Source organism: Acinetobacter sp. YH12155, assembly GCF_013418255.1.
Lineage (GTDB): Bacteria > Pseudomonadota > Gammaproteobacteria > Pseudomonadales > Moraxellaceae > Acinetobacter > Acinetobacter indicus.
This window is the reverse complement of sequence record NZ_VPCK01000019.1, coordinates 20973-39246: the sequence shown is the minus strand read 5'-3', so window position 1 is coordinate 39246 and position 18274 is coordinate 20973. Positions and strand designations below refer to the sequence as shown.

Genomic DNA, 18274 nt, shown 5'->3' with positions numbered 1-18274 from the left:
ACATAGGATGGTGTGATGAAGTTAAGTGCTGAACAGTTACTGGAGATGTGGCTGAAACAACGCGAAATCCAGCATCAGTCGGCACATACTTTGCATGCTTATGCACGTGATGTTGGTGATTTCCTTCATTTTTGTCAGCAGAAAAACATGCCGCTGGCCGATGTGGAAACCGCTGACTTACGTGAGTTTCTGGCGTATAAGGTCGAAGCGCAGCAGCTGAGTTCCAGCAGTTTGCAGCGCATGTTGTCTTCTATTCGCCAGTTTATGAAATGGGCTGAACAGGGGAGTTATTTGGCGTTTAATCCGGCTGATGATTTTCAGTTAAAACGTCAGCCACGTCCTTTGCCGGGCATGGTCGATATTGAAACGGTACAGCAGATTTTAGATCAGCCAGAGCCGGAGTCAGAGCGGCAAAAACAGCTCTGGGTCCGTGATAAAGCGATTTTAGAGCTGCTGTATTCCAGTGGATTGCGCCTGGCGGAAGTACAGGGCTTAAGAATTAAAGATCTGGATTTTAACCGGCAGTTATTGAGGATTACCGGTAAGGGCAATAAAACCCGGGTGGTACCGTTTGGTTCTAAAGCCAAAGACAGTGTGATGCGCTGGCTACAGATTTATCCGCTGTGGCAGGGTGATTTTGTCCCGGATGCGCAGCTGTTTATTACGGAAAAAGGTCAGCCACTCGGTGCGCGGCAAATTGAAAACCGGGTCAAGTTGCAGGCCCAGCGTGCTGGTGTCAATGTCGATTTGCATCCGCACTTATTGCGACATTGTTTTGCCAGCCACATGTTATCTAATAGCCGTGATTTGCGTGCGGTGCAGGAGATGTTGGGGCACAGTAATTTGACCACCACGCAAATTTATACTCATGTCGATTTTGATCATTTGGCGCAGGTTTATGATCAGGCTCATCCAAGGGCGCAGCGCAAAGAGCAGGGCTGAATTGAGGCAAGTGAAAAGGACTTTCAATTCACGGGTGAAAGACTAGAATAGAGGTGTCAGGCATGAGCATGTGCCACCATTGTAGAATAAAAATAAAGGTGGAGATGGCGTATAAAGAGGGTTAATTTTTGACTCGAGTAATATTCAGAACGAGCACAAAAATTCCGAGGACCCAACCTGATTGATGATTTGGGAAAAATGTAAAGGCATAGATATGATTTCGGATATTCAACAAAAATATGAACAGCTGAGTCCGGCGCAAAAAGAAATTTTTGCCGGTTATGGTTTAAGACAGGTGAAACACTTTGTGGAAATTAACCTGCCAGCCATGCAGGCCATTTTACCTGAACAGGCCGTGATTCAAGGCATTAACGCACAAGGTAAGGTGCAGGCAGTTCATACGGAAACAGGTCAAGGCTATTTATGGATTTCCGATCGTCAGTGGCAGGAAAGCCAGCAATTGACCCAAACCGTCGATGCAACTGAAGATTTTATGCAGGTCTGGAAAGTGTTTAATCTGGCTGAATATGACCTGATTGATTTAAGCCACGTGCACCGCGACTTTTTGGATGGTCAGCAGGCTTAAATATAAGTACTGCGTGCAGCATAGCAAGAGAAGGTTATCTTGCGTGCTGCAACTTAACAATCTTCAAAATCGCCAACTAGGCTTATAAATCTTCCAGCGGCAGCTGAAAACTCTGTTTAATAATTTGACTTGGCAAATCGGTTTTGACACTGGTGATGCCATTTTTTTTGGTTAAATGGGTGGACTGAAATTTACGATAACTTTCTAAATCGGGCACCACCACTTTCAGCATCGCATCGCATTCCCCCAAAATAATATAGCACTCCATCACCTGCGGTAATTCTTTCATCGCCTCAATGAAGGTATCAATAGTTTCGGCATCCTGCCCGACCAGCCAGATCCGGGAAAATAAAATCAGTTGAAACCCAATCTTATGCGGGTCCACCACCGTAGTGTAATTCTGGATTACTCCGGCTTCTTCTAAAATTTTCACCCGTCTTAAGCAGGAGGACGGCGACAGGCCAATTTCACGGGCCAAATCGTTATTCTGAATGCGGCCATTGTTCTGTAAAGCTCGAATGATATTTTTGTCGATGCGATCCAGCTTTATTCGAACAGACTTTGGATATTGCTTCATAAATTAGAAGATAATTTGAAAAATTATTTAAATTATAGAATATTTGAAATCCTATTTTATAGCGTTTCGCAGATACTAATTTTCACTTTCTCAAGTACGACGGGAAAAAGGAAATGTCTGTATGGGTACTTTTTGCATTGACTGTGTTGCCGCTGATTTTTACGCCGGGGCCGGATATGTTATTCATTTTGTCGCAAGTGATGGGTAAAGATGCAAAAGCAGGCATGATGGCAACAGTCGGCGTGTGTAGTGGTTATCTGGTGCATTCGATTCTGGTGGCGTTGGGAATTGCCGCGATTATTGTGTCCTTTCCGCTATTATTTGAAGCGATTCGCTGGTTAGGGATTGCATATTTGCTGTATTTGGCGGTGGGTTTATTCAAGTCGGTATTGAGCAAGAAAAAGCTGGCGATTGAAAGTCGCAGCAGCAGTCATCCGGTGCGCAAAGGATTTTTTACGGCACTGTTGAATCCGAAAGGCATGCTGATTTACTTTGCGATTTTGCCGCAGTTTATTGATAAAACTGGAAATACCGTTACTCAAGGCTTGTTATTGTCCTGCATTTTTATTGGGCTAATTTTTATTGTGTACTGCGCGTTAAGTCTGATCTTTGCCAAAATCACCCAGAAAACCCAGCTGGATGAACGTAAACAGAAGTGGATTGATGGTACATCTGGTGGTTTACTGGCGCTGGCGGCCAGCTGGTTAATGGTCAATTAAGCTGTGAAATTTAGAAAAAGCATGTCCTAGGTCGACATGCTTTTTTATATGGAGAGCGTGAAAAAGAGAATTGTTACAAAAACAGAAATGAACCGATGGTCATCTTAGACCAAAGTCTGGCAGGGGATACAAACTGCTATCCTAAATGACATCAAAATAGCCAGGTTTCGGTCTGCTATGTTAAAAAATGAATAATAATTCATTTTATTGTGTTGGCTAGTTAATCAGAACAACTGATGTGATACATAAGATAAAAAGATAATATAAATCAATGGTTAAAATATGGCTTAATCTGGCTGACATATAGCTGGGTTAAGCTGGATGAAAAAAGTATGAACGCAACGTTCAGCTATTTTTACGCATTTTTACAGCTTCTTGGGCAATTGTGACTTGACCGAAATGCCAAACCCATTGCAAGATAAGACACCTACAAAAATTTAAGTGAAGAGTTATCTTAACTTTTCTCATCTTTTACATTTACTAAAACAGCCGAGGATTACATGAAGGCTCTTGTTGCTGTAAAACGTGTGGTTGATGCCAACGTTAAAGTTCGCGTTAAACCGGACAATAGTGGAGTTGACCTTACTAACGTTAAAATGTCAATTAACCCATTCTGTGAAATCGCCGTGGAAGAAGCGGTTCGTCTAAAAGAAAAAGGAACAGTTTCAGAAATCGTTGTTGTTTCTATCGGTCCTAAAGAAGCGCAGGAACAAATCCGTTCTGCTATGGCGCTTGGTGCTGACCGCGGTATTTTAGTTGAAACTGCAGATGAAATTGGCGCACTTGAAGTGGCTAAAATTTTAAAAGGTGTTGTTGAGCAAGAGCAGCCACAACTGATCCTTTTAGGTAAACAGGCAATCGATGATGACTCAAACCAGGTGGGTCAGATGTTGGGTGCTTTACTGGGCGCAGGTCAAGGTACATTCGCTTCTGAAGTGAAAGTAGACGGCGACAAAGTACAAGTGACACGTGAAATCGATGGCGGTTTACAAACTGTTGAATTATCACTGCCAGCAATCATCACGACTGACTTGCGTTTGAATGAGCCACGTTATGCGGCACTTCCAAACATTATGAAAGCGCGTAAAAAACCGCTGGATACCAAGTCTCCTGCAGATTACGGTGTATCAGCCGGGACTAAACTGAAAACTGTAAAAGTTGAGTCACCAGCTGAACGTAAAGCGGGCGTACAAGTGAAGTCTGTAGATGAGCTTGTTGAAAAATTAAAAAATGAAGCGAAAGTGATCTAATACAGAAGGATATAAATCATGAGTATTTTAGTTATCGCTGAGCACGACAACAAAGCACTAAATGGTGCAACGTTAAACGTTGTGGCTGCAGCTCAAAAAATCGGTGGTGATATCACTGTATTGGTTGCTGGTTCTGGCGCGCAAGCAGTTGCTGATCAGGCAGCTAAAGTTGCGGGCGTGAGCAAAGTATTACTGGCTGATGATGCTGCCTATGCAAATCAGCTGGCTGAAAATGTCGCAAAACTGGTTGCTGAATTGGGTAAAGGCTATAGCCATATCCTTGCAGCATCTACAACAACAGGTAAAAACATTTTACCTCGCGCTGCAGCATTGTTGGATGTCAGCATGATTACTGACATTATTGCAGTAGATAGTCCAAATACATTCAAGCGTCCAATTTATGCCGGTAACGCGATTGCAACTGTTGAATCTTCAGAAGCAATTGTTGTCGGTACTGTACGTGGCACAGCATTTGATGCGGTTGCTGCGGAAGGTGGTTCAGCTGCGGTTGAAGCTGCGGCATCTACAGGCGATGCAGGTATTTCTAAGTTTGTGAACGAAGAAATCGTGAAATCTGAACGTCCTGAATTAACAGCTGCACGTATTGTAGTATCAGGTGGTCGTGGTGTAGGTTCAGGTGAGAACTATCACAAAGTACTTGATCCACTGGCAGACAAGCTAGGTGCAGCACAAGGTGCATCTCGTGCAGCGGTTGATGCGGGCTTCGTTCCAAACGATATGCAGGTTGGTCAAACAGGTAAAATCGTTGCCCCTGATCTGTACATCGCTGTGGGTATCTCAGGTGCGATCCAGCACTTGGCCGGTATGAAAGATTCTAAAGTGATCGTTGCGATCAACAAAGATGAAGAAGCACCAATTAATGCAGTAGCTGACTACTGGTTAGTAGGTGACTTGAACACTGTAGTTCCAGAATTGGTTTCTAAAATCTAATTCCTGAACTTCGGTTAAAAAGACGCTCTTGCGCAAGCAGTAAAAGTTTTTACTTTGCTGTTTTGTTCAGGGGCGTTTTTTAGGCCTGAAAATAAGGATGACTGTGCCTTATAAAAGATTTGTGTTTCATTTGAATGAAAAGTGATAGAATTCGCCTTTCATTTTTTGTCCCGCGTTGTAATGTCCCTGTCCAAAACTGCTCACATCTTATTCATCAGTTTTCTGCTGATCGGCATTTATATTGGTGTCTGTGTTCATACCGCCTTATTTGCACCTGTTCAAGTGACTCAATTCCTGTTTAGCGAGTCGGGACCGTTTGAGAGCTTTAGTGCCTGGCTCTGGTATTTGCTGGCTGTACTGTGTGTGCTGAATACGGAGCTGAAGTTAAAGACACGTATTTTTACTGCTTTGGGCGCTGCGCTGTTGGGCTTAAGGGAAATGGATTTTCATAAACGTCTGTTCGATGACAGCTTTATTAAAACCAATTTTTATCGCAGTGCAGAAATTCCTTTTATGGACAAGCTGTTAGGTTTTATCTTGCTGTTGGCGATTATTTTCGTATTTTTCAATCTGGCCAAGATTTTTGTGCAGGCCATTCGTCAATTTAAGTCGAATCCGAATATTGCCTACCTGTTTATTGCCTTGACGGTATTGTGTGGTGGTTTGAGCAAGCTGTTGGACCGTACCAGCTCGACTTTAAATGAAGACTTTAATATCAAGCTGATGCAGCATACCGAGGTCATTATTATGACCATTGAAGAAGGCGTAGAGATGCTATTGCCTATTTTGCTGGTGGTTGCGGTCATGACTTACCGGAAAGTACTCACCAGCCCAATTAAAACATCGCTTTGCTGGGATCAAGCACGTCAATCTGGGGCAGATTGACGTGCTTTTTTAATGGGAAATGCAAAATCCGGGGCTGGCTTATTCTGATAAAAAGTGAATCAAGTTCTACAAATTCGGTTTTTTGAAAATGAGTTAAAATTTAATCATTAAACATTAGAAAATTAACGAGATTAAGATGAACAGGATGACACAAAAATAGGACTATTTATGCTATAATTCCCAGCTAAATTTTCGTTTTTTAACTCAAGTTTTGAGTTAAATTTTTTGCCAAATTTACGATATAAAATGCGGGCAGAAATCTGCTTGTATAACAAGGAGTATGCATGAGCGTATCGGAAATTAGACCGATTGCCATTGAGGATGAACTCAAGCATTCATATCTCGATTATGCAATGAGCGTGATTGTGTCACGGGCATTGCCAGATGTACGAGATGGTTTAAAACCTGTTCATCGTCGTGTGCTTTATGCAATGCACGAATTGGGCAATGACTACAACAAAGCCTACAAAAAGTCTGCCCGTGTTGTGGGTGATGTGATCGGTAAATACCATCCACACGGCGATTTCGCAGTCTATGAAACCATCGTTCGTATGGCGCAAGACTTCAGTCTGCGCTATCAACTGGTGGATGGTCAGGGTAACTTTGGTTCGATTGATGGCGATAGTGCGGCCGCAATGCGTTATACCGAAGTACGTATGACCAAGCTGGCCCATGAACTCCTGGCCGATCTGGAAAAAGATACCGTAGATTGGGTCGATAACTACGATGGCTCGGAGCGTATTCCTGACGTTCTGCCAACCCGTATTCCAAACCTGCTGGTGAATGGTTCTGCCGGTATTGCCGTCGGTATGGCGACCAACATGGCACCGCATAACCTTACCGAAGTGATTAATGCCTGCCTGGCCTATGCCGATAATCCGAATATCAGTATTGAAGGCCTGATGGAACATATCAGTGGTCCAGACTTCCCGACAGGCGGCATCATTTACGGTAAATCGGGCATTGTTGATGCTTACCGTACCGGTAAAGGCCGTTTGCATATCCGTGGTAAATATCATTTTGAAGAAGACCAGAAATCCGGTCGTACCACCATTGTCTTTACTGAAATTCCGTATCAGGTTAACAAGGCCAAAACCATTGAGCGTATTGCTGAACTGGTTAAAGAGAAAAAACTGGAAGGAATTTCAGAGCTACGTGACGAGTCCGATAAAGACGGTATGCGAATTGCGATTGACTTGAAACGTGGTGAGAATGCCGAAGTCATCGTCAATAACCTGTTCCTGAATACGCAGCTGGAAAACTCGTTCAGCATCAACATGGTCTGCCTCGACAACGGCCAGCCAAAACTGATGAACCTGAAAGACATCATTGCTGCGTTTATCCGTCACCGCCAGGAAGTGGTGACTCGCCGTACCATGTATGAACTGCGCAAAGCACGTGAACGCGGTCATATCTTGGAAGGTCTGACCGTTGCTTTGGCGAATATTGATGCCATCATCGAAACCATTAAAACTTCTGCCAACCCGGCCGAAGCGCGTGAGCGTTTACAGGCTGGCGAATGGGCCGCTGGTGGTGTGGTGGCATTGCTGGAAAAAGCCGGTTCCGTGTCTATTCGCCCAGATGAAATTGAAGGTGAAGATTTAAGCCGTCCATTTGGTTTGGATGGAGATGTTTATCGTCTTTCTCCAGCGCAGGTCGGTGCGATTCTGGAACTGCGTTTACACCGCTTAACCGGTCTGGAACAAGACAAGTTACATGCAGAATATTCTGAAATTCTGGCGCAAATCGCTGAATACACCGCTATTTTAAATGACTTTAATTTATTGATGGCGGTGATTCGTGAAGAGCTGGCGCTGGTATTGCAGCAATATGGCGATGCACGTCGCACTGAAATTGTTGAATCCCGCATCGACTTCTCGCGTGAAGATTTAATTCCTGAAGAGCAGGTGGTGTTAACCGTTTCACAATCCGGTTATGCCAAGACTCAGCCATTGTCCGATTATCAGGCTCAGCGCCGTGGTGGTCGTGGTAAGTCTGCCACAAGCATGAAAGAAGATGATTATATCCAGCATCTGATTGTCACCTCGAACCACGCGACCGTACTGTGCTTTACCGATGTCGGTAAGGTCTATCGCCTGAAAGTATTTGAAGTGCCGCAAGCTTCACGTGGTTCGAAAGGCCGTCCAATGGTCAACCTGTTGCCATTAGATGCCAATGAAACCATTACTGCGATTCTGCCGGTGATTGATGCACCGAAGAAATTCAAAGAGCGTCTGGCCGATTTCCGTAGTTTCGTGAAAGCTAACTCGGCGCAATTACAGCAAAATCAAGTAATTGCCAGCCATTATGCAAAGCTTGAAGCCGCGTTTGCAGAACTGGCAGATGGTGATGATCTGTCGGATGCCTTGCGTGTTCAGTTAAAACAGTTGGGCCTAGAGCTGTCAGCGACAGACCTGGATGATGAAATTGTTGCAGAATTTGCCGAGCAGGCTGAAAATCTGCGCAAAAACTTCTATGTGTTTATGGCAACAGCGTCTGGTACGGTTAAACGTGTCGAGCTGGAGCAGTTCAGCAATGTGCGTTCTAATGGTTTACGTGCCATTGAACTGAACGAAGAAGACACTCTGATTGGCGTGGCGATTACCGATGGCGAACAGCAAATCATGCTGTTCTCGAATGAAGGTAAGGCAATCCGTTTTGCTGAAACTGATGTTCGTGCCATGGGCCGTTCAGCCAAAGGTGTGCGTGGTATGCGTGTCACCATTGGTGCAGCTCAAGCGGAAGAGGCCGAAGACGATACAGCCGATAGCGAAGATGATGCAACCGATAGCAATTTTGTTAGCCGGATTGTGTCGCTGGTCGTGGTGCCAGAAACCGGTGAAGTGCTGTGTGCATCCGCCAATGGTTATGGTAAACGTACTCCGGTCGATGACTTCCCGACCAAAAAACGTGGCGGTAAGGGTGTAATTGCGATCAAGACCTCTGAACGTAACGGTGAACTGGTCGGTGCGGTGGCCATTGATGCCTCGAAAGAATTGATGCTGATTTCGGATGGCGGTACGCTGGTACGTACCCGTGCTTCGGAAGTGGCGGAAACCGGTCGTAATGCGCAAGGTGTACGTTTAATCCGTTTAGGTGAAAACGAAACGCTGGTGGGTGTAGAAGCGATTGAAGCCGTGGAAGATGAGTTGGAAATATTGGAAGATATTGAAAATACTGAATCTGCAGCTGATGATGTAACTGATACACAAGAAGCTGAAAAAGATGATGACAATACAGTAGAGGAATAAGTTCTGCTACTGATGAAAAAGGGCGCTTCGGCGTCCTTTTTTACACATCGGCTAAATGAGAGATAAATAATGAAAACCAGATTGATGCTTTTGACCGCAGCTATTGCACTTAGTGGCTGTAATAATGCAATGGACAGTATGCCCGATCTAAGCCCTGAGCAGGAAAAGGCTGCGCAAGTAGCTTATGAAGATTTGCGTGATGGAAAATATGACGAGTTTATAGCTCAGCTTGAACCGAAGTTGCAAGCAGAATTTCAAAATAACGAAAAAATCATGAAGCGTTTTTCACGTTCAATTCCGCAAGGTGAATATAAGTCCAAGACTATCATGAGGAAGAACTTCGAAGAAAATAATGGCAAACCAAGTGAATACAAAGTGAGTTATGAAATTGCCTATCCAAAAAATCTGGTTCAGTATGATGTGAGTTTTGACCAGCCGAATGGCAGTACTAAAATCCGCAACTTTAATATTCAGGTATTTGGTGAATAATTTTCAATGCGAATAGCCTGAGTAAATCCAGATTTAAGAACGTGGGCGTAGCCGATAATAGCCTAAGACCATACAGATGATGCCGATCACCAATAGATAAGCAAGCTTTCCTAGAATCATATAAGTGGGCACACCCATCTGATTGAGTTGAATAAACATCTGCACGATTTGGGTCGAAGGTAAGGCTTGCCCAATAAGTTGGACCCAGACTGGCATGGCAGCATGCGGCCAGGCGACTCCTGAAAGCATAAAGAGCGGAATCGAAGTAAAAACAATGATATGACCGGCGCGTTCTGGCATGTCCAGAAAACTGGCGAATAGTGTGGTAATACCAATCATGCAGAATACAAAGATGGGTACAGCCAGCAGCATGCCCCAGAAATTTCCACCACGGGGATAATCAAAATACCAGAAAGTAAAACCAAACAGGTAATAACAGCCCAGACAACCAATGGTCAGAATCGCCAAACTGATACCACTTAAGGTGGTCAGATTAATCACCTGTCTACTTTCTCGATACAACGCAATTAACATACTCAGGCCTAGAAAAATAGTCTGATGAATAATCAATGGCGCAACAGCCGGAAACACATAGCTGCCATAGCCAGAAAGCGTATTAAATAGTGGAATCTGGTGAATGGATAGGGCAGGAGAGAAGTGTGAAATCTCGCTAAAGCGTTCAGCATATTCACTTAAGGTATTTTCTACTGAAGAGACCAAGCCTAAACCAATCTGTTTGGTAATTAAAAAGTTAGCAGCACTTAAGTACAGTCCAATCCCGCCATTTTCACCATGCCGGATAGATTGAGAAAGATTATCTGGTAATAATAAAATCCCGTCAGCTTTTTGAGTTTCCACCCAATATTTAGCTTCAGCAAAATTTCCAGTCACCGCCTTAATCTCTATATTCGGGCTTTGGCTGACATGACTGATAATAGTATTGGTTAAAGCACTTTGCTCTTCATCGACAATAATAATCGGCAAGGCTTCTGCCTGTTCTGCCTTATATGCGGTCGGATAAAAAAAACTGTAAAACAGAACCGATAAAATCAGCGTGGTAAAAATACTGGTATTGCTAATAATGTCTTTAAAAGTTTGGCAATAAGCTTTCCAGAGTGATTTCATGGTGACACTCCTTTGGCTGTTTTTTTGAGAAAGACATAGGCCAGCACAGCATAAAGCACGACATAAATGACGAGCACGAACATCGGTTGCAGTGAAAGAGAGAGCGGACTGCCAATCACCCATTGCTCCGTCTGTAATTTGGCATAGGGTGTATAGGGAATAATATTGGCCCAGAACTGGGTGAATAGTGGGGCATTATTAAGGGGCAAAGTCACCCCAGCAAAACTGAGCGATGAACCACCATAAACTGCTAGTAGACCAAAAGATTTGGTCAGGTCTTGAGTGGCCAGAACCACCGCACTACTGATAAAGGCATAGGCACTATAGAACAGTATTTGCGCCAGAAGAATTGGCCATAATGACCCGGTAATAAACCAGCCGCGAATTTCGACCAGCCAAAACATCCAAGCCCAGGTCCAGCAACAAAATATTGCTACATAAACCAGATTTTTAGACAGCAGTGCCGACCACAAGTTTTGTTGGGCAATCCAATGACTAACAGTATGTCGTTTAATTTCCTGACCCACAGCAAAAGCCACACAGCAACATAACAGCAAGTGCAAAATTGCCGGCACCATGTAAGGTTCCAGATAAAATTCATAATTCAGCTGCGGATTATACAGTGGGGAAATTTTAATATTCGGTGTAGGTGCTTCCAGATAGGGGAGCGTGTTGCCCAGATACTGCTTGCCGGTAAATTCAGCCAGAGCCTGCAAGGTGCTAAGTAGCATAGCCGAAGAAATGGTATTCCCGATACTAAAATAACTCTGATTAAAAGCAATACTAATTTCAGCATCCTGAGCTTTGACCAGTCGTTGCTCGGCTCCGGCAGGAATATGAATATAGCCCCAGATTTTATTTTCGTTTAATAGCTTTTCGATTTCGACCGTTTGATCAGAAATGGTATGCACTTGTAGGGTATGATTCAAAGATAAATGATCATAAATCTTGCTGCTCAGGCTACTTTGATCCTGATCAATAATGGCGACTGGTAGATGATCCGGTTTGCCTTTGGCAAACATGCTGCCAAGTAAAATCAGAATACAGGCTGGGGCGAGCAGAACCAGAGTCAGATCACATTTCTCTCTGCATAAATAGCGTATTTCACGCTGAATACCCGCCCAGAATCCAGAAGCCATTTATTTTGGCTCTTTCAATTTAAACAGCACGCTCATGCCGACTTTTAGCTCAGGCATTTCAGTGACTGGCACAAGATGAACTTTAAAACTGCGGACATCATAACCACCGGTTTGGCGCGTGGTTTTAATGGTGGCAAATTCACCTTCAGCACTAATATTTTTTACTTTAAAAGTGGCTGATTGATTCAGTGCCGGAATAAAACCTTCAAGCTGTTGCTGTTTACCTAAAGCGGCATATTGGTCTTCACGAATATTCAGGCTGATCCAGCGTTCTGCCGAGATCAGGCTGACCACTGGCACTGCGGTTGCCACCAGCTCAGTGGCATTTCCATAGGTTTTGGAGACGGTACCATCAATCGGTGCCAATAATTCAGTTTCTGCTTCTAGTGCATTGGCTTCAGCGACTGCTGCACGGGCTATATCGACCTGAGCATCTGCTGAACTTTTCTGTTCTGGTGTACTGCCGCGTTTAGCCCGGGCATATTGCTGATAAGCAGCTTCGGTCATTTGGGATGCAGATTGTGAAGCTGCAAACAGTTCATCTCGGCGCTGGCGGGAAATGACGCCTTCCTTAAACAGGTTAGCTCCACGTTGATAGGAAGTTTTAGCGAGTTGCTCCTGTGCTTTTAGTGACTGCCAGTTGGCATACAGAGAAGCGATATTTTCTTCCTGAGAACCACGTTCTGCGGTGGACTGAAGTGCTAATGCAGACTGTAAAGTAGCTAAAGCCTGCTGCTTTTTCGCCTCAATTTCAGGACTATGCAATTTTACCAGCGCCTGACCTTTCTTGACGTTATCGCCTTCCTGCACATAAATCTTTTCAATCCGGCTTGGAACTTTAGTGGCCACTTGAACGGTTTCTGCCTCAACCCGGCCTTGTAGCTCGATTTCTGTGGTTTGATAGGTTTTCCATAGACCAAACCCAATCAAAGCAAGAATCACTGGAATTAAAGCTAAAAGCAGATATTTTTTGCGCGATTTTTTTTCTGTGCTTTCAGGATTATCTGGCTCTGATTCACTGTAATTGATTTCTGAAGCCGGTTCATCAACAGGATGTTCTGGCTTTTGCTCATCTGTCATGTCTGGCTCCATTAACGAATATAGTGGGTATTGGCATGTTGCATGTAATTTGGAAATTCAACAATTGAGCCATGGCTCTGTAATAAGGTCGCAAGAGACATCACATATTTAAAAGCATTTAATGCCATTTCTGCTTTTAAACTGCTGAGCATGTTTTGGGCATCGATGACCTGAGTGGCTGTCCCGACATCTTCCTTAAAGGATAACTCCTGAATACGCAGATTTTCCTGAGCTGCTTTCAGATTCTGCTGAAGTAGAGCATCACTTTGCTGGGCGCTGACTGCTTCACTAAATGATTTATAAATCAGGTTTTCAATCTCCTGCTGGGTACGCGCCGTCATGAGTTCAGCGGCATAGCGTTTCAGCTCAGCAGCCTGAATATTTTTATTTTTATCAATGCCTGAGAACAGGTTATAGCGTGCAGCTACACCCACAATCCAGTTTTGATGTTGATCCAGGCTATATTCACCAAACGCAAAAACATTTGGCTTTTTAGCGGCCTGCTGGGCTTTGACATTGGCTTTGGCCAGCTCGGTATCCATCTGCATTTTTTTGATCAGAGGAGAGTTCTGACTAAAACTGCTGAGCAGAATATTCACATTTTGTGGTTCAGCACGATTCACAAATAAAGGTGTGCTTAGCTCGGTGATATTGCTATCCAGCAACAGATTATTTAGCTGAAATAGGGCAGTATTCAGATTGGCTTGGGCATTTTGTTGTGCGCGTTCAGCATTGTTGCGTGCCACTTCGAACTGCATGCGTTGACCTTTACTGATAAAACCCTGCTGTTCCAGCTTCAGAGCATTACGATAATGTTGTTGCATGGCATTTGAATTAAAGAGTGCTGCATCCAGTAACTGTTTTTGTAGTTGAACATTAAAGTAAGACTGAATCAGTTCAAAACGCTGCGTGTCCTGTTGCTGCTGATTGCTAAGTTCGCTACGTCCTGACTGAATATTGGCAATTTCTTTGGCGCTACGGGTGAGGCCTCCGGTATATAGTGGCATCATCACGGAAACAGTGGGACGAATCACCTGATCTTCAAGGACTACATTAGACGTATCCGGAATCAGACCAACTCCGCTATGAATAGTATTGTTAAGTCCTTCACGCAGTGGATCAGTAATACCTGCAGGTAGATCCACACCATTACTGGCTTCCCACTCATTAAGCCGGCCATTCACGCCTTGAGAGAGTGAATTTTCTAGATTATTTTTAAACTGCTTTAATGGAATATCGACTTCACTATGAAAGGCATAGGCACGAACATTCAGGTCAACACGAGGTAGGCCAATACCTTTGACAGCTTCTGCTTCAAGTTTTGACGCTTGCTCCAGACTTTGAAAAGCCTGGCTACTATAGGAACGTTGCAACAATTGTTGTTCTGCATCCTTAAAGCTGATGCTTTGTGCATAAGCAAAACTGCCATACATCATAGATGCAAGCACAGTCAGACCCCAGCAGACACATTGTTTATTTTTCTTCATATTCATAAAGTGGTAATGTAAAAGTCACATTAATTCAGTCTAAGCTGCATTATAAATCAAGTGCTTGCAGTGCAGGAATGGGTTAAGTTGTAGTATTGTTGTAATTTGAAACAATTCACTTCTCAAGTTTCAAGCTGATAGTTCTATGTCACTCTAAAACTTGAGCCGAGTTTAAATTCATTTTTCAATTATTTTATATTAGCGGCCGATTCAACATCTTCTAAGCATTGGATGAGATTGAATATTTTTAGCTGTACAATTTCTCATAAATGAAATCACCGAGTTAGAACAAAAAAATCAAAGATATTCAAATTATCCCTCGAATCTAGATTGGTTTTTTGACTCTATCTTCATTCTTGGATAGAAATAATTTTGTGCAAGCGGCGTCCAGATATGGTTAAATGCCATCATTTTATTGTGTTTCACCTTGACAAGGAAAAATCATGCGCGCGTACAACTTCTGTGCTGGTCCTGCTGCATTACCTACAGCCGTTTTAGAAAAAGCCCAAGCTGAAATGCTGGATTGGCATGGCAAGGGACTTTCCATTATGGAAATGAGCCATCGTAGCAAAGACTATGTGGCTGTTGCAGAAAAGGCTGAAGCAGATTTACGCACTTTAATGAATATTCCTGAGAACTACAAAGTATTGTTCTTACAGGGTGGGGCATCCTTACAATTCTCGGCAATTCCATTAAACCTGCTCGGTAAAAATAACAAGGCCGATTATATCCATACCGGTATCTGGTCTGAAAAAGCATTAAAAGAAGCACAGCGTTATGGCGATATTCATGTCGTGAACGCAGGTATTCAGATTGATGGTAAACATGCGATTAGCGCGCAAAGCGAGTGGGATTTATCTGCAGATGCAGCTTATGTGCATTATGCCGACAATGAAACCATTGGTGGTCTGCAATTTGCCAGCATTCCTGAAACCGACAAGCCGTTGGTGTGTGACTATTCATCTAGCATTCTGTCTGCACCGCTAGATGTTAGCAAGTTTGGTTTAATTTATGCGGGTGCACAGAAAAATATTGGCCCGGCAGGTTTAACCCTGGTGATTATCCGTGAAGATTTACTGGATCAGGCCAAGCCGGAAATTCCAAGCATCCTGAAATATTCAGATCAGGCAAAAAATGGTTCAATGGTGAATACGCCATCGACCTATGCCTGGTATTTATCTGGTCTGGTTTTTGAATGGTTACTGGAAAATGGTGGGGTTGATGCCATGCATCAGACCAACCTTGAAAAAGCCAAACTGCTTTATGGTTATATCGATTCAAGCGATTTCTACGCCAACCCGATTGTTGAAGCCAACCGTTCGATCATGAACGTACCATTTACGTTGGCCAATGCCGATCTGGAAAAACAGTTCCTGCAAGAAGCGGAAGCCAATCATCTGTTGAATCTGGCTGGTCACCGTTCAGTTGGTGGTATGCGTGCCAGCATTTATAATGCCGTGCCACTTGAAGGTGTTCAGGCACTGGTTAACTTTATGGATGACTTTGCCAAACGCAACGGCTAATCCAGCGTATACGAAAAAGCCCATCATCAGGATGGGCTTTTTTTATGGGATATGGAATACGGATTAAAAAATAAATTGATGCAGCAGGTAGGCAGAAATCATCATGCCCAGAACAAAAAACAGGCAGGACATTTTATCCAGACGATAACGCTGACCCATTTGATGTTCAACAGATTGTAAGTTTTCTTCTTGCACGATTTTCATAGATATTATATTCCAGTGATCTATTTATCGTTGATACTTTCGATTTGTCACATATTATTAACATAAAAAATTGGTTAAATAAAGTACTAAATACATTTTCCTTAATAAACTTTTCAGCCGATTTAAAATCAGAACATCATCTCTTCATTCTGTTGACCGGATTTATTCAATATTCAATTTTTAAACAGATTTAATCTAAGTCTATGAAAATCAATAGAGATTAAATAATAAGCTTTAAAATTTAAAACTGTGGATAAATAAGTGATTTTTGAATTTAAAATAGTGCTATTTAGAATAAAACTGTGGATAAAATATAATCAAATAAATTCAAAAGATACAAAAAAGACCTGCTTCAAGCTGAAAGCTCATATTGAAGCAGGTCTTTCTTTAAATATAAATTATTGTTTTTTCGCGTAAATACTGACCTGAATCCAGATATTGCCGCGAATGAACTGGCCAATTTCAAAATCAGCAAACTTGGGTTCTTTGGTCGCAATACGGATTAAAGTGGCTGGCTGGTTGTCTTCATGAATCAGGCAGACATCATACAGGGTGTAATCCTGATTCATAAACTGTGCTTGGGTTTTACCGACCACATTGCCCTGGAACCAGGCTTCATCTTCCTGTCCTAAGACTTCACCATATAAATAGGCCACCATTTTGGAGAAATTCACGGTCACCGGGGCTTTATCTTCTTCAGATTTTGGCTCCCAGGCGTCAATCTGTTCCTGCAAATTGGCCGGGGCAACACCATTATTGGCCGCCAGAATATCATTTAAGGCACGGTGATGTTTAATCGAGGCAGGATCATCAACAATCAGTTGCTCATCTTCTGCCACGGCTTCCAGCTCGTAAGCCCAACCATTCAGATGCGCGATATAAGTCTGGTCTTTTTGGTACTGGTGGTGATTGACGCTATACAGACTGTCAAAGGCATAGACCGTGGTGTTTTCACCCAGATTTAATCCCAAAACCGCCTGGGTATTGGAAGGGCAGCTAATAATCCGTTCAATGGTCACCGGGGTTTTATACGGGCTTTCAAAACATGGAAAGGCCGTTTTAACCGCTTTCGGCTGATTGGCCTCTACGGCAATGACCTGCGCCAGTTGAATCGGCTGTTTGACCGGACCCTGAATCAGCCAGGTGCTGTCATCCATATCACATTCTTGTGCGCATAGCCCCATTGGCATGATGGGTGCATCCAGTGCCTGACCTAACCATTTGGGAACATCAACATTCGGCTGATCGGTGAGCAGCGTCCAATGCTCTACATGGCTGCCAAAACTTTGATCTTCAATGGTAATGATGTCTGGTCTGTTCTGATTTTTCATAAGCACGTTAAGAGAATGTCGAGTGGCCTTAATCTATTTAATCGAGGGTGTTTTAAATTTTTCAAGTCTGGGCACCGATTTCTCCTTTGAAAATGCCCGAAATGATGAGAAAAGTCAAAAGATGAGCTTAAGCTGCTTAAGCACAATCAGCTGATCCAGCGTGTTATTACTCTAGCAGCATCTTGGTGAAAAAGCCTGTATTTCCCGCCGCGGCGTTGAGTGAATTTTGCTACACTAGGGACATCAAAATTGCCGGAATTGAAAGTGCTGCCATTTAAGCTGTGGGTGGATGCCGATGCCTTACCAAGAATTTTAAAAGATGTGATTATCCGGGCTTCTGACCGCTATCAGCTCGAAGTAATTTTTGTAGCCAATCAGAATGTGGGCATTACTCCATCGGTGCGGATTAAATCCCTGCAGGTCATGAGCGGCGCAGATGCGGCCGATCAGGAAATTGTTGAGCGGATGCAGGCCAACGATATTGTGGTGACCCAAGATATTCCACTGGCAGCGCAGGTGATTGAAAAGGGCGGTATTGCGATTCATCCACGTGGTGAAATCTATACCACTGCCAATGTTAAAGCGCGGCTGCATTTACGTGATTTTATGGATACTCTACGCGGCGCTGGCGTGCAGACCGGTGGGCCACCGCCAATTTCTGAGCGCGATAAACGTGAATTTTCCAGCAGTCTGGATCAGACCATTCAAAAACAAAAACGTAAAACCGGCTGAATT

At 43.5% G+C, this 18274-nt stretch carries 17 protein-coding genes; 10 read left to right on the top strand and 7 right to left on the bottom strand.

Translation table 11 applies throughout. The features are described 5' to 3' along the window. Positions 1-15: 15 nt before the first annotated feature. Together FTU86_RS11450 and FTU86_RS11445 are read left to right on the top strand one after the other, a co-directional pair. Complete coding sequence (locus FTU86_RS11450) at positions 16-942, top strand: tyrosine recombinase XerC (protein ID WP_075167151.1); 927 nt, start codon at positions 16-18, stop codon at positions 940-942. Between the two features lie 214 nt (positions 943-1156). Continuing rightward, positions 1157-1528, top strand: a complete 372-nt coding sequence (locus tag FTU86_RS11445) for a hypothetical protein (protein WP_034597425.1) — start codon at positions 1157-1159, stop codon at positions 1526-1528. A gap of 82 nt (positions 1529-1610) precedes the next feature. Here the strand turns inward: FTU86_RS11445 and FTU86_RS11440 are convergent, their stop codons facing one another. Then, positions 1611-2105: an Lrp/AsnC family transcriptional regulator gene (locus FTU86_RS11440; protein WP_045795165.1), complete on the bottom strand. Its 495-nt coding sequence runs from the start codon at positions 2103-2105 to the stop codon at positions 1611-1613. A gap of 113 nt (positions 2106-2218) precedes the next feature. On the opposite strand from FTU86_RS11440, the gene FTU86_RS11435 reads away from it, so the two are divergent. From FTU86_RS11435 to FTU86_RS11410, 6 genes are all read left to right on the top strand, one after another. Continuing rightward, positions 2219-2824 carry a LysE family translocator gene (locus tag FTU86_RS11435; protein WP_016659994.1) on the top strand — a complete coding sequence of 202 codons (606 nt, stop codon included), beginning with the start codon at positions 2219-2221 and terminating at the stop codon, positions 2822-2824. Positions 2825-3324: 500 nt separating this feature from the next. Beyond that, positions 3325-4074: an electron transfer flavoprotein subunit beta/FixA family protein gene (locus FTU86_RS11430; RefSeq protein ID WP_005176529.1), complete on the top strand. Its 750-nt coding sequence runs from the start codon at positions 3325-3327 to the stop codon at positions 4072-4074. Between the two features lie 18 nt (positions 4075-4092). Further along, on the top strand, positions 4093-5025 hold the full coding sequence (locus FTU86_RS11425; RefSeq protein ID WP_005176532.1) for an FAD-binding protein: 933 nt from the start codon (positions 4093-4095) through the stop codon (positions 5023-5025). Between the two features lie 180 nt (positions 5026-5205). Beyond that, positions 5206-5910, top strand: a complete 705-nt coding sequence (locus tag FTU86_RS11420) for a hypothetical protein (RefSeq protein WP_180048521.1) — start codon at positions 5206-5208, stop codon at positions 5908-5910. A 284-nt stretch (positions 5911-6194) separates the two neighbouring features. Then, positions 6195-9161: a DNA gyrase subunit A gene (gyrA, locus tag FTU86_RS11415; RefSeq protein ID WP_180036430.1), complete on the top strand. Its 2967-nt coding sequence runs from the start codon at positions 6195-6197 to the stop codon at positions 9159-9161. Between the two features lie 69 nt (positions 9162-9230). Continuing rightward, on the top strand, positions 9231-9650 hold the full coding sequence (locus tag FTU86_RS11410; RefSeq protein ID WP_180048520.1) for a DUF3887 domain-containing protein: 420 nt from the start codon (positions 9231-9233) through the stop codon (positions 9648-9650). Positions 9651-9683: 33 nt separating this feature from the next. On the opposite strand, the gene FTU86_RS11405 is transcribed toward FTU86_RS11410, so the two are convergent. From FTU86_RS11405 to FTU86_RS11390, 4 genes are read right to left on the bottom strand one after another with little or no spacing between them, the layout of a single operon-like run. Then, on the bottom strand, positions 9684-10775 hold the full coding sequence (locus FTU86_RS11405; protein ID WP_168395025.1) for an ABC transporter permease: 1092 nt from the start codon (positions 10773-10775) through the stop codon (positions 9684-9686). Continuing rightward, positions 10772-11914, bottom strand: a complete 1143-nt coding sequence (locus tag FTU86_RS11400; RefSeq protein ID WP_180036432.1) for an ABC transporter permease — start codon at positions 11912-11914, stop codon at positions 10772-10774. The genes FTU86_RS11405 and FTU86_RS11400 overlap by 4 nt, the downstream gene beginning before the upstream one ends. Beyond that, complete coding sequence (locus FTU86_RS11395; RefSeq protein ID WP_125278444.1) at positions 11915-12994, bottom strand: HlyD family secretion protein; 1080 nt, start codon at positions 12992-12994, stop codon at positions 11915-11917. An 11-nt stretch (positions 12995-13005) separates the two neighbouring features. Next, entirely contained in the window at positions 13006-14487 is a 1482-nt protein-coding gene (locus FTU86_RS11390; protein ID WP_168395027.1) for a TolC family protein, read from the bottom strand. Between the two features lie 437 nt (positions 14488-14924). Between FTU86_RS11390 and serC the strand changes: the two genes are divergently transcribed. Beyond that, positions 14925-16004, top strand: a complete 1080-nt coding sequence (serC, locus tag FTU86_RS11385; RefSeq protein WP_168382329.1) for a 3-phosphoserine/phosphohydroxythreonine transaminase — start codon at positions 14925-14927, stop codon at positions 16002-16004. Positions 16005-16067: 63 nt separating this feature from the next. On the opposite strand, the gene FTU86_RS11380 is transcribed toward serC, so the two are convergent. Then, positions 16068-16208, bottom strand: coding sequence for a hypothetical protein (locus tag FTU86_RS11380; RefSeq protein WP_005176552.1), 141 nt, complete (start codon positions 16206-16208; stop codon positions 16068-16070). 398 nt (positions 16209-16606) lie between these two features. Next, positions 16607-17539 (bottom strand): hypothetical protein, encoded by a 933-nt coding sequence (locus FTU86_RS11375; RefSeq protein WP_075168247.1) that lies wholly within the window; start codon positions 17537-17539, stop codon positions 16607-16609. Between the two features lie 264 nt (positions 17540-17803). Between FTU86_RS11375 and FTU86_RS11370 the strand changes: the two genes are divergently transcribed. Beyond that, complete coding sequence (locus FTU86_RS11370; protein WP_005176559.1) at positions 17804-18271, top strand: YaiI/YqxD family protein; 468 nt, start codon at positions 17804-17806, stop codon at positions 18269-18271. Positions 18272-18274 lie beyond the last annotated feature (3 nt).

Coding starts and splice junctions, on each gene's coding strand:
- FTU86_RS11450 (WP_075167151.1), top strand. CDS start 16: ATGAAGTTAAGTGCTGAACAGTTACTGGAGATGTGGCTGAAACAACGC.
- FTU86_RS11445 (WP_034597425.1), top strand. CDS start 1,157: ATGATTTCGGATATTCAACAAAAATATGAACAGCTGAGTCCGGCGCAA.
- FTU86_RS11440 (WP_045795165.1), bottom strand. CDS start 2,105: ATGAAGCAATATCCAAAGTCTGTTCGAATAAAGCTGGATCGCATCGAC.
- FTU86_RS11435 (WP_016659994.1), top strand. CDS start 2,219: ATGTCTGTATGGGTACTTTTTGCATTGACTGTGTTGCCGCTGATTTTT.
- FTU86_RS11430 (WP_005176529.1), top strand. CDS start 3,325: ATGAAGGCTCTTGTTGCTGTAAAACGTGTGGTTGATGCCAACGTTAAA.
- FTU86_RS11425 (WP_005176532.1), top strand. CDS start 4,093: ATGAGTATTTTAGTTATCGCTGAGCACGACAACAAAGCACTAAATGGT.
- FTU86_RS11420 (WP_180048521.1), top strand. CDS start 5,206: ATGTCCCTGTCCAAAACTGCTCACATCTTATTCATCAGTTTTCTGCTG.
- gyrA (WP_180036430.1), top strand. CDS start 6,195: ATGAGCGTATCGGAAATTAGACCGATTGCCATTGAGGATGAACTCAAG.
- FTU86_RS11410 (WP_180048520.1), top strand. CDS start 9,231: ATGAAAACCAGATTGATGCTTTTGACCGCAGCTATTGCACTTAGTGGC.
- FTU86_RS11405 (WP_168395025.1), bottom strand. CDS start 10,775: ATGAAATCACTCTGGAAAGCTTATTGCCAAACTTTTAAAGACATTATT.
- FTU86_RS11400 (WP_180036432.1), bottom strand. CDS start 11,914: ATGGCTTCTGGATTCTGGGCGGGTATTCAGCGTGAAATACGCTATTTA.
- FTU86_RS11395 (WP_125278444.1), bottom strand. CDS start 12,994: ATGACAGATGAGCAAAAGCCAGAACATCCTGTTGATGAACCGGCTTCA.
- FTU86_RS11390 (WP_168395027.1), bottom strand. CDS start 14,487: ATGAATATGAAGAAAAATAAACAATGTGTCTGCTGGGGTCTGACTGTG.
- serC (WP_168382329.1), top strand. CDS start 14,925: ATGCGCGCGTACAACTTCTGTGCTGGTCCTGCTGCATTACCTACAGCC.
- FTU86_RS11380 (WP_005176552.1), bottom strand. CDS start 16,208: ATGAAAATCGTGCAAGAAGAAAACTTACAATCTGTTGAACATCAAATG.
- FTU86_RS11375 (WP_075168247.1), bottom strand. CDS start 17,539: ATGAAAAATCAGAACAGACCAGACATCATTACCATTGAAGATCAAAGT.